The organism is Microcystis sp. LEGE 08355, assembly GCF_015207185.1.
Taxonomy (GTDB): domain Bacteria; phylum Cyanobacteriota; class Cyanobacteriia; order Cyanobacteriales; family Microcystaceae; genus Microcystis; species Microcystis panniformis.
Window position 1 is genome coordinate 15,632 of the sequence record NZ_JADEXI010000004.1, and the last position, 11,757, is coordinate 27,388.

The 11,757-nt window shown below is 40.8% G+C and carries 10 protein-coding genes; 3 read left to right on the plus strand and 7 right to left on the minus strand.

The features are described 5' to 3' along the window. Nucleotides 1–62 precede the first annotated feature (62 nt). Complete coding sequence (locus IQ242_RS00410; RefSeq protein ID WP_004163872.1) at nt 63–425, minus strand: acyl carrier protein; 363 nt, start codon at nt 423–425, stop codon at nt 63–65. Next, nucleotides 403–2,202 carry an acyl-CoA dehydrogenase family protein gene (locus tag IQ242_RS00415; RefSeq protein WP_193958627.1) on the minus strand — a complete coding sequence of 600 codons (1,800 nt, stop codon included), beginning with the start codon at nt 2,200–2,202 and terminating at the stop codon, nt 403–405. The genes IQ242_RS00410 and IQ242_RS00415 overlap by 23 nt, the downstream gene beginning before the upstream one ends. A gap of 438 nt (nt 2,203–2,640) precedes the next feature. On the opposite strand from IQ242_RS00415, the gene IQ242_RS00420 reads away from it, so the two are divergent. Both IQ242_RS00420 and IQ242_RS00425 read left to right on the plus strand, forming a co-directional pair. Beyond that, entirely contained in the window at nt 2,641–3,786 is a 1,146-nt protein-coding gene (locus IQ242_RS00420; RefSeq protein WP_193958628.1) for a DUF262 domain-containing protein, read from the plus strand. Next, on the plus strand, nt 3,767–4,423 hold the full coding sequence (locus IQ242_RS00425; protein WP_193958629.1) for an MAE_28990/MAE_18760 family HEPN-like nuclease: 657 nt from the start codon (nt 3,767–3,769) through the stop codon (nt 4,421–4,423). Before IQ242_RS00420 ends, IQ242_RS00425 begins: the two co-directional genes overlap by 20 nt. A gap of 252 nt (nt 4,424–4,675) precedes the next feature. Here the strand turns inward: IQ242_RS00425 and IQ242_RS00430 are convergent, their stop codons facing one another. Beyond that, entirely contained in the window at nt 4,676–5,101 is a 426-nt protein-coding gene (locus IQ242_RS00430; protein ID WP_193958630.1) for a DUF29 domain-containing protein, read from the minus strand. A gap of 390 nt (nt 5,102–5,491) precedes the next feature. Here IQ242_RS00430 and IQ242_RS00435 point away from each other — a divergent pair, with 390 nt between their 5' ends. Continuing rightward, entirely contained in the window at nt 5,492–6,364 is an 873-nt protein-coding gene (locus tag IQ242_RS00435) for an FkbM family methyltransferase (RefSeq protein WP_193958631.1), read from the plus strand. A 205-nt stretch (nt 6,365–6,569) separates the two neighbouring features. Here IQ242_RS00435 and IQ242_RS00440 read toward each other — a convergent pair whose 3' ends face one another. From IQ242_RS00440 to IQ242_RS00455, 4 genes are all read right to left on the minus strand, one after another. Then, nucleotides 6,570–7,793: an RNA-guided endonuclease TnpB family protein gene (locus IQ242_RS00440; protein ID WP_193958632.1), complete on the minus strand. Its 1,224-nt coding sequence runs from the start codon at nt 7,791–7,793 to the stop codon at nt 6,570–6,572. A 692-nt stretch (nt 7,794–8,485) separates the two neighbouring features. Next, nucleotides 8,486–9,991, minus strand: a complete 1,506-nt coding sequence (locus IQ242_RS00445; RefSeq protein ID WP_193958633.1) for an RluA family pseudouridine synthase — start codon at nt 9,989–9,991, stop codon at nt 8,486–8,488. Between the two features lie 34 nt (nt 9,992–10,025). After that, a complete protein-coding gene (locus tag IQ242_RS00450) occupies nt 10,026–11,288 on the minus strand; it encodes a SufS family cysteine desulfurase (RefSeq protein ID WP_193958634.1) in 1,263 nt (420 codons plus the stop codon). A 55-nt stretch (nt 11,289–11,343) separates the two neighbouring features. After that, nucleotides 11,344–11,757: SufD family Fe-S cluster assembly protein (locus IQ242_RS00455; RefSeq protein WP_193958635.1), on the minus strand; the 414-nt coding region annotated here is incomplete at its 5' end.

Consider the following 11,757-nt stretch of genomic DNA (forward strand, 5'->3'; position numbering starts at 1 on the left):
AGAAGCTGATAACTGATAACCGAGTAACTGATAACTGATCACTGATAACTGATCACTGATAATTAACGACGACCGAATAAACTCCAACCTTTGCCACCACTAACGGCCGGTTCAGCTTTTTCAGCGACGGGAGCAACTTCTGCGGGGGTTTCCTCACCGGAAAGATTAGAAAGATCGTAGTTTTCTACTAGGAAAAGAGACGCTTTTTCAATAGTAGAATGATCCCAGAAAAGGGTGGAAGGTAACTCTTGACCGACCCAATCTTCCAGATCACCCACCATCGTTACCGCATCGATCGAATCTAAACCATAACGGGTTAAAGGTTCAGTCACATTAATCGTTTTTGCATCCAAAGATAACTGATCGGCTAACTGTTTAACTAACCAATTTTGTACGAGATTATTAAGATTGGAGTTGGAGTTCATGGGTTTTTTCCTCGGTAGTTTGTGAATGGGCTAATTGAAAAGGTGCGATCGAAAAATGTTGATTTTCTCGATATAATTTCAGCAATTCTTGGGCAACATTTTCTACATACACCTCAGATAGAGTGTAAGGCAGCGGCCGGAGAGTTCGCAGTAATCGGTGTAAACTCAACACCAACCATTCCCCCCGGGCAAAAAATTCACCCAAGATGGAACGATTATAAAGCCAAGTGTGTAAACAAGCGGAAGCGGCGTGTAAAGTACAGTATTTCTTGGCAATCTCGAACAATTCGGGTGATTGGTCGTGACCATACTCGAATTTCGATTGACTAATCTGTTCATCGTGAGCATTTAGTTCCTCTAAAACTAAATTACCCAACATCAATAGATTTTCTAATACCTCCGGGTCCACCTCCTGAGAATCTTTCAATCCCTCTAGCATATCAAGGGCAATCTCTAAACCCTGTAGGGAATCATCCATTCCCCGGCCAAATAATTCTAAATTATTGGGTTCAAAGGGAGGAACCGACTTTTCTAGGCTAAAAATCGCCTCTAAACGGCTTTTTAACGCCGACATAGTGCGCGAGTTGCGTTTAGCCCGATATTTGGTTAAAGGACGCAATTGTAGGATTAAAGCATGAAGATTGACGATAGAACTGCCGTCAAACATACTGATAATCGAATTATCCCGCAGTAGCTTCTGGAAGATGCCGAATTCGTGTTCTTCTCGCATATAAAAACGCGATCCCAAGACCACATAAACACTATTAACCATCTCCTCCAGACGGACAGTGACAAAATATTTTACCACCGAAGCCCAGACGCTAAACTGTTCGGGGATAATATGAAAACCTCTCGCAGCCGGAATCGTCTCGCAATCACAAATGAGGATGTCAAGGAAAGCATCCACGAGAGTGCGCCGGGGTTGGGGCAAATCCATCACAGTTTTCTGATAAATTACCCGATTAACGGCAAAACTGAGGGTAGTTCTTAAAGCGGTATCGGCTGCCCCGTGGGAAAAAGCAGCGCACAACATTCGGGTAATCTGGAAACCTTTCAGGGCTAATTCTAAACCGTCTCCCTCCTCCCGTAAACGCATAGAATCGGGGACGAAACAATCCTTAAAACCAATGCCACTCATATCCGAGGCGCGCACGCCATGGGTATATATTTTCGGCAAATTATAGTATTTTTCGGGGTCTAATTGCCGTTTATCTACCATAAATAGGGTTAAACACTTCGGCCCGCCGTTAGCATCGGTTTTCGCCAAAATAAAGGAAACTCCAGAGATAGTCGCCCGGTTAATCGGCCATTTCTCCCCATTGAGAATATAACCTCCTTCCACCTTCGTCGCGGTTAGATCACCATTGATCAGATCGCTGCCGTGTTCCTTTTCCGAGTAACCCAGACACATCGCCCCATAGTCATCCATGATAAAACGGGCGAGCTTCTGTTTCTGTTCCGGGGTTCCCGCCATCCAGTTTAAAAACGACCAGAATAGGGTAGTAAAAGCGATGCCGATAGTTTGATCCCGTCGGGAAAGTACCCGCACAAAAGCGACAAATTCCTCAAAAGAGGTAAATTCACCGCCGCAATCCGTGGGAATGTAGTAGTGTTGGAGTTTCCAGTCGTATAACCAGCGAATTTCCTCGTGGGGAAATTCTTCGCTCTCGTCAATTTCGATCACCCGCTTGTAGGATAGAGGGTTATCGGGATTGAGAGGATCGCCTAAGTCTTTTTCCAGTGCTTCAGCAGTCCAGTATTGCTTAAGCTTTTTCATAGTGCCTCTAGGACAGATACAATGTGTTTTTCGTCAATGCCTTCGGTTAGAAGACCCGACCATTCACAAAAATTAATGACCATTCTAGACTTTTGGTTGTAGAATGGCAACAATTTTTAATTTCGCCTTTACCTTAAATGTGCTAGAACCCACTTGGGTGGGGTGCTAGACTCCCTCTGCGGTAATTATGCCCAAATTGAGGTGATTAAACCGCACAGTGCGGTATTAGGTTTTATTGAGGCGGTGTTAGACCGATGGAAGTGGGATATTAGGATGGGGGAGGTTGCTCGACCGCAGGGAGCGGTATGATTAATAGTTATGCGGCTCGTTCCCTGTTCATACTTTTTCCTTGAATGTAATATTCAACTGGCAGATTACGATTAGAATGTTTAAGGTACAAGTTTTGCTTGCCATAGGGTTTAGAAGTCTAGGAGCAATATGATGATGGAATCAATAGATGAACGGATAGATGCCAAAATTGGTGAGGTTCGTACTGAATCTATCGATCTCAGCTTTGGAGAAATCATCAGTTTATATTCTCAAAATGAACTCATTATTCAACCAGAATATCAAAGGTTATTCCGATGGTCTAATCAACAAAAGTCTCGTTTAATAGAATCCATACTTCTTGAGTTGCCAATACCACAGATATTTACTATTGAGAACTCAGATGGGGTTTTGGAGTTAATTGATGGCTTACAACGCCTTAGCTCTGTGATTCAATTCATTGATGCCAATGTACTGAATTTCACTGATATAGATGGAGAAAAGCTGAAATCTCTAAAGTTAGAAGGTTGTGATCAGATTTCAGAACTTAATGATCTGACTTTTGAAGATTTATCATTGAGACTCAAGCTTAGGATCAAAAGATCCTCTGTAAGGACAGTAATTATTAAAAGGCAAAGTAATTCTTTTCTGCGTTATGAAATGTTCAAGAGGTTAAATACTGGGGGATCAATTCTAGCTCCACAGGAAATTCGCAACTGTTCTTCTAGGATGTTTGGTGAGCCAGGTATAAAGTTCTATAGGTTTCTCCAAGAAAGATCCTCCTATTCAAACTTTAAGACTTGCATAGATACATTGTCTCAATCAGAAAAAGAACAAAAGGGAGACGAAGAGCTTGTCTTAAGATTTTTTGCCGCAAAAAATGCTCAAGGTCTCTTCCGGGGGAGTGTGAGAGATTGGTTAGACACATACATGGAAAATATATTATTTGGAGAAATACAATTTGATTATTCTACTGAAACACAAGACTTTAATAGATTATTTGATTACTTGAGCCAAATTCTCGGCAGTGGTGCTTTTGTTCGATATCGCGATCAATCACCAATTGGTGCTTTAGCTCCAGCTTATTTTGAAGCTGTTACAATTGGCGTGTTTAGGATACTAGAAAGATTAGAGAATCTGGATAATTCTTCTGTTAGGGATGAAATAATCAAAATTGTTCAGTCAAACAGCTTTAAGGATAATATTGGACCTGGAGCTAACTCCAGAACTAAGCTTTCTAATAGAATTGGATGTATTCAAGAAGGTTTAAATCAACTCAGCTTCTGGAGTAATTTTAATGAGCAACTGGGCGAATGAGATCGAGGCTGATCTCAACTGGAGAGAAGGAGAACTGGCTGCAATTAAAATTCAAATATTAACGACTGATAGGGTTAAGCATCCTGTAAGGTATGAAGCTCTCTTGAGAGCTATTACTACTTTGCTATATGCTCACTATGAAGGTTTTTGTAGATTTGCATGGGATTTATACCTCGATACAATTCAAAGGCAAAATATTAAACGCAATCAATGCCGTGAGGAGGTTATAAAGCTATCGCTAAGGAAGCGCTTTAAAGAACTTGGAGGTGATTTGTCAGCAGATGGAGTTTGGAGCTTTTTTTCCAACGAATTGCCAGCTTTAATTAATGAGAATATTGAATTCAATATTCGCTTAGAAGCAGATAGCAATTTAAAGCCTATGCTGCTTAAAAAGAACTCTACAGATGCTGGTTTATCATGCTCAATGGTGGATCAACATGAGCTTTTACTTAAGACATTAGTAAGCAGGAGAAATAATATAGCTCATGGGCAGAAAGACATAATTCATGATCTGACTGAGTATAACAAGTATGAAAATGCGGCTTTGGAAGCTATGTATGAGTTAGGACTATCTGTAATTGATTGCTTAGATAATCAGAAGTATTTGAAACCATCAAATCCGCCTAGCTCATCATGAAATCTACGCATTTTAAATAGCCATCGCTGTAGGGTGCGTTCCCTGATGTGGCTCCTACTGCCGCATCGATAGTGATTAAACCGCTGACTCATATCATTTTTCAATTATTCCAAAGCGTAATTCTCCTCCGAGAGCGGAATCGCAATTTCAGATGTTAGTCACGACTATTGAAAATTGGTATCAATTGAAGTAAGGTGGGCAATAGCCACCCTATTGTTGTATGGATGTAAGTTGGATTGCAAGCTCCAGTTTTTAACCAGGGAACCAATCTTCATCAAGAATTTTCTCAATTGTCCAAGGACAGTCAACTGGTAAAGTTAATCCACTTTTGCGGCTCGCTTTTCCCAGAGCTTTTTGATAACAATAACCAAACCGTTCTAAGGCATGATTGTAGATTACCTTAGAGCGAAACAGCAGGCTCAATTCCAATCTGAAATTATCTATCTTGTCTGTCCAGTGGGGTAGGTAGTAAGGATGCTTCCAGTAGGCGTAAAGTAGCAGGTGACTGAGGAGTTGAACAAGAAAGCTTTCTGCTTTGTATTTGCGTTCATCAACCATTTCCTCTAATTCCTCGGCTAAAGTTTGCCAATCTAAAGTATTGCGATCAGGCGATCGCAGTTTTTCTGCCTGGTCTTGCAGCCAGGCTACATAGTCTTTTTCATATAGGGTTTCAGCCATTAATTTTACCTCTATACTAATCTTTTTTTGTCCTATCAAAATATAGCTCTCATTGTATAGCTCAAGCACCAAGAAAATGCTGGTTATTGAAATATTACATCCCATCATTCAGTCAATAGACCTCTGGTAAAAATCAAAAATTGTTGTTAGGGTTAGTGCGATGCCGAAGGCACTGCGTAGCAGTACGCCATCGCTGTAGGGTGCGTTCCCTAATGTGGCTCCTAGCTGCCGCACCGATAGTGATTAGACCGCACAGTGCGGTATTGGGTTTTATTGAGGGGGTGTCAGACCGATGGGGGTGGGATAGTAGGACAGAGGAGGTCGCTCGACCGCAGAGAGCGGTATAATTAATATTTAGATGCCTTCATGGCTAACTTGAAGTGAGAGTATATGTTGAAAAGGACTATTTATTTGCATAAGTTCAATTATTTTCTTGGATTGGTTCGAGAGATTGGTGGCTGGGATTTCCTATACCGCTATGTAGTACGAGCATTTTATAAGATAACCAAGCTCAACCAGAAAATGGTTCTATTTAATAATGTAGAAATGACTCTGCCCTATGATAGTCGATTCGGAACGGAAATTTTCCTCAAGGGAAGCAAGTTAGATTGGGGATCTGAAATTATCCTTCATCGATTCTTAGATATTAATAAAGACTTTATTGATGTTGGGGCTAATATTGGTTATTACAGTTTACTGGCTGCTCCTTTATCCAATCAGGTTTATGCCTTTGAACCCGATCCGAGAATGGTTGAACACTTAAAGAGAAATCTTTCCCAGTTTCAAAACTGTCATGTTCTAGAAGAAGCACTTTTTTCCGAGCCTGGCAGTATGGATCTTAATTTGAACTCAATGCCTGAACTAAATTCGCTGGTTAGGCATAGTCCCCAAGAGAACAAGGTGACAGTCAAGGTAAATACTTTAGACAAATTGATGTCTGATTATCCGTTACTGAGTGTTTCCTGTATCAAAACAGATGCTGAAGGAGCAGACTTCGATATACTAATGGGTGGCAAAAATCTTCTAATTCGAGATCAACCTTTGGTATTGTCCGAAATTTATCCAACAACCAAGCTCCTTGAATTTATTAAATCTATTGAATTTACCTGTTTTGCTTTCGTCAAACCTAAGGAGGAGGATGGAGATAATTCGAGACCAAAATTCATGAAGATTGAAACAAAACCGACAAACTCTCATATTAAAATGATTTTCTTAGTTCCTAATCGGCTCTTGTCAAGGTTTGAAGAGCTAAAAGATGTCTAACACTTCGTCGCTGCGGACGGAACAGAGCTTATTCCTAGCCATCGCTGTAGGGTGCGTTCCCTAATCTAGCTGCTACTGCCGCACCGATAGATTTTTGGGAACGCACCATGCTAATTCATTTGAGCAAGTGATTACAAGCTATAGTTAGTAAAAGTATAGTCAAATATAGACAGACTGAATTCCATTTCAGAAATTCCCTTCACTTTTACTTCGAGAGATTGATTCTCCTTGGGTGAACTACGCACCTCTCTATCCCATAGCGGTTAAACGCATTTGGGAATGCTTTTCGCAAAATATTGTAGGAACCCATGACATCAGATTGAACCAGAATCCCCTTATCTGTACGATATAACCCTCGCGAAATTCTTTTTCCTGAAAACACTGGCTTTTCAGTTATCTTTCCATAAACGGGGAGAGGATCGTCATTCAAAAAATTAGAAGCTGAGGTATAGGATTCTTCTTGAAGAATCACAGAGATTCCTTCTAATTGACATTTATAACTAATCATCTCAATTAATCGAGCATGAGGGATGGTCACAAATTTTTGATTGTTGACTTTTCCTAAGTTCACTTCTTGTTTCCAACCGTCATTTTTCCCAATTACTAAAGTTGTTATCTCTTGCTCAACTAAGAGATTTACTAAATAACGACTAGCCTGATGAAGATAATCATCTACTTTCTGATTACGGCAACGGGTTAAACGGCGAATCCTCTGGGAACTTTGACGATTACCTTTTAACAGAGATTGTAACTTAGCTCGACGTTGGTTATAAAATTGATTCAGGCTTTTTAACGGTCTGCCATTAATCAACAAAGGGATAAAGTCCGGTTGATTTGAAGTTACAGCCATCAAATTATCTATGCCTAAATCTATCGCAGCTATCTTTTCATTAGGAGCTAAGAACTGTTCGGTTTTCTCATAAATTACCTCGATTACATAACAATCACATTTAGGAACTATTCTGACTTCTGCTATGCGCTCCGCCACTCTTGTCGGCAAGGCAATTGAAGTACCTGATAGTTTGACTAACCCTTGCCTAAGACCTACTTTGCTTATAGCTTGAATCGTGTAAACTAAGAGATTTCGTCCTTTTTTTGGCTCCTTATAGCCAGGGATTTTGGGTTTTCCCAGAAATTTATCGGGGTGACTTTTAAACTCCGATGCAGCGGCAAAAAATGATTGCCAGTTCCGGTCTAATCCTCTTAAAACTTGTTGGGAAACTTTAGCGGGTAAAGCTTGATACTGTTCTGTCTTTTTCATGAGAGAGGCCATCTGATTATAGGTCAAATAGCCATGACCATAAATGAAGTTTTGTCGGATTAAATAATTGGCTGAGTTGTAAAGATTTTTAGACTGCCAAGATAAATTATCTATCTCAGCCCAAAATCTATGTCCTTTCTTGATAATGTGTCTTTCTGCTACTAACATTATTATCCGTTGTCTTTTAACTCAGCGTCGGGTTTTGAATGGTTGTCATCCGTTATGATAATTGTACGAGAAGGCAATTGATAACCTGTTAAATTCCCTTGTTTCCACCACCTCCAAGCCGTTCGATAACTTATTCCTGTTTTTTTTGCATAGTCTGATAGTTTTGTCTGTACATATTACCATGAATGACTATATATGACTATATTTGTATTGAAACTTTACAATACTTTAGAAGGTCATAATCTGAGATTTATTAAACTTCTGAAATTGTAGAGTGAGCAAGGAATCAAGTTCTTTTTTATGTTTCCGATGAGAATCATTCAGACAGAAAATTCCAACTATGGCACTGGTAATCCCGCTCGGACAAGCTGAAAAAGTTTAAGGGTTTTGAGTCCCTCGGATCGATTTCTCAACGTTTGTTTCTAGCACTTTTTAACCAAAAAAGTGCCAAAAACCTTTTTTAGCAAGGATTGCACTGATATTCAGCCAACCCTATTTATTTTCTGGCTGACCTTGTACCCATGTTAGTAAATCGGGTTATAGCGTTTCCCAATCTCATGAGGTACACCAAAATCTTAACTCCTGACTCCTGACTCCTGACTCCTGACTCCTCAAAACCTAAGACTCTGTACCTCACAACTAGGGGAATTGCTATATTATAGATAGTTTTTGGCCGTTAGCAATTATAGCTCTCAAAAGGGGGTGGGAATGATTAGGTCAATTTTAGTTTCGGTCTGAGGATGACGAAAAGATAATTGTTTAGCGTGTAGGTATAAACGGTCGGACTGCTTACCATTATACAAGCGATCGCCTAAAATTCCTATCCCTAATCCCTGTTGACTATGAACACGAATTTGATGGGTTCTTCCCGTGTAGGGAATAAATTCGAGGCGAGAATAATTGCCTTCTTTACCGACAACTTTAAAATAGGTTTGACTAGCTTTTCCCCTTTGCCAATCCACAGTTTGATAGGGTCGATTTTGCGGATTTCCCCAGAGAGGTAGGTCAATTATACCTGATTCTCGCTCAATAATTTCTGATAATATAGCTTCATAGATTTTCTCCACTTCTCGCCGTTGAAATTGTTGGGATAAACAACGATAAATATCTAAACTTTTAGCTAGTAATAATATACCCGAAGTTTCTCGATCTAAACGATGAACGGGAATGAGATTTTTCCCTTGACGACGAAAACGATTAACCACAGCATCTTGACTATCTTGATAACGTCCTGTTACCGATAATAATCCTGGGGGTTTATTAATAGCAATTATTCCCTCATCTTCGTAGATAATTTCTAGGGATGAACGTAAACCAGAGAGTAAAAAACCCATGAGAGGTTGACATCTTTCTTGACAAGCGCCATAAAATTCTCCCTGTTTTCTATCTCGATTCGATTCTCCCCACCAAAATTCGGCCATGGCGATGGGTTTTAATCCTTTCATGGCGGCATAATTTAATAATTTTGGGGCGCAACATTCCCCTGTTCCCGTCGGTAACAAATTACTACCCATCAATTTAGCCAAGGAGAGAGATTGTCCAGAAAAGTTATTTAAACAGTAGGATTGATACAGCAATTCCTGTAACTGTTTGGAGAGGTTCCTACGCTGTTGCTTAAGTTCAATAATTCTCTGATTGGCTAAGTTTATTTTCTCAATTAAGGGTTCTAAAACTTGTTTTTGTTCCTGTTTTAATTGCTTTCTTGCTCTTTTTTCCTGACGACTGAGATTATTTAACTTTTCTAATTCCTCTGAGTTTAAATCTCCTAAATTTCTTAATCTATCTCTTTCCTGTTTATTGTTTTGATGTTGTTGCTGTAAAGCTTGGATTTTGCGTTCAAAACTTGCTTGATTGAGTCGATATAAATTATGTTCTGGGATTGATTGCAGGGTGATAATTTCCTGTTTAATTGTTTCTAAAAGTTGCAAAACTCGCTTTTCTTCCAGCACAATTTTTTCTCTCCCCACTAGGGACGGAACCCAGCCGGTGGCTTCCCCCTGTCCAGAAAAAGCTTTTAAAATTTCTATTTCGCCAGCGGCATTTTCTCCTAATAAAATTCCATACATTTTACCTTCAGGATTGGTGATAGTTGTCATCAAATCTTGGGCGATTTTTTCAGCCAAAAGAGTACGGGGCAAGCGCAATAACTCGCCCGTTTCGGGACAAATTCCTTGATAATAATAGGTAACTTCCTTCACTCTTTAAGAACAGGAAAAGGGGCTAGAGATACCCCTAAGAAAAACAATTGGCAAAGAAATCGATAGTTTCCTGTAGGGCGACAATAAAGCTATCAATTTCTTCGCGGGTATTATAAAAATATAGACTTGCCCGCGCGCTGCCGGAAGCATCAAAAAGGCGGTGTAGAGGTTGGGTACAGTGATGACCAGAACGAATAGCGATTCCTTCGTGGTCTAATAAAGTAGCTAAATCACTAGCATGAATCCCTTCCACATTAAAGGCGGCTAAACTAGCCCGACCTTGGCCCGTTAAACTAGGTGGCGGCCCGTAAATTCTTAAACCCTCAATTTCTCCTAGTTTTTTGAACAAATAGGCGGTTAACTCTTCTTCGTAGGCATGAATATTATCCATACCTAAACCCATTAAATATTCTACCGCAGCACCGAGAGCAATCGCTTCGCCGATAGCGGGGGTTCCGGCTTCAAATTTGTGGGGCAGTTCGGCACAGGTAAAATGGTCTAAATAGACTTCTGCAATCATTTCGCCACCACCAAAAAAGGGCGGCATTGCCTCTAAAATGGCCTCTTTGCCGTACAAAAATCCAATACCGGTGGGGGCGCACATTTTATGACCACTAGCCACCAACCAATCACAATCTATGGCCTGCACATCAATGGCTAAATGGGGGACACTTTGACAGGCATCAATTAATACTTTCGCCCCGACTTGATGGGCAAGGCTGACTATTTCGGCAACGGGATTAATACAGCCTAATGTATTGGAAACATGAAGGACAGCCACTAATTTAGTTTTGTCCGATAACAAGGATTTATATTGTTCTAAATCAAAGCTTTCGTCGCTGGTTAACTGCACATATTTAATCACCGCCCCCGTCTTTTGGCAGACAATTTGCCAGGGGATTAAATTACTGTGGTGTTCCATCACCGAGAGAATAATTTCCTCCCCTGCTTTCAGGGTATTTAACGCCCAACTGTAGGCGACTAAATTAATCGCTTCCGTGGCGTTGCGAGTATAGACAATTTCCTGACGAGAAGCGGCATTAATAAACCTAGCCACCTTATCTCTGGCTCCTTCGTAGGCTTCCGTTGCCCGGACACTTAAAGTATGCGCCCCCCGATGCACATTAGCGTTATCTTTTTCGTAATAGTTTCGCAGGGTTTCTAATACTTGAATGGGTTTTTGGGAAGTGGCGGCACTATCGAGATAGATAAGGGGTTTATCGTGTACGGTTTGATGGAGGATAGGGAAATCGGCGCGGACTTTTTGGGCGAGGGTTTTTTCTTGGATAATTGTCATTTTAGTCAGGAGTCAGAGGGGTACTTTGGGCAGGTTTGCACCCACCCCGGTAGAGTTATTCCACACTGCGACAGGCGACGCATTGCCCCAATCTTTGGCGGAGGGATTCTAGAGGAATTTTAGCTAAAATCTCGGCCGAGAAAGCATCAATTAACAAACTGCGGGCGGTGTCGGCGCTTAAGCCCCGGCTTTGCAGATAGAATAAATCATCGGCTTCCAGTTGGCTAACGGTTGCCCCGTGGGAACATTTGACGTTATCGGCGGTAATTTGTAATTCCGGTTTGGTGTTGACTCTTGCCTTGTTAGAAATTAACAAATTCCGATTTAACTGGGAGGCGTTGGTTAATTGGGCGGGTTTGGGAACAAACACTTTACCATTAAAGATGGCGTGAGCGCTACCATCAACGATACATTTATGCAGTTGGTTGCTGATGCCGTGGGGATGGTTGAGATAGATGGCGCTGTGGGT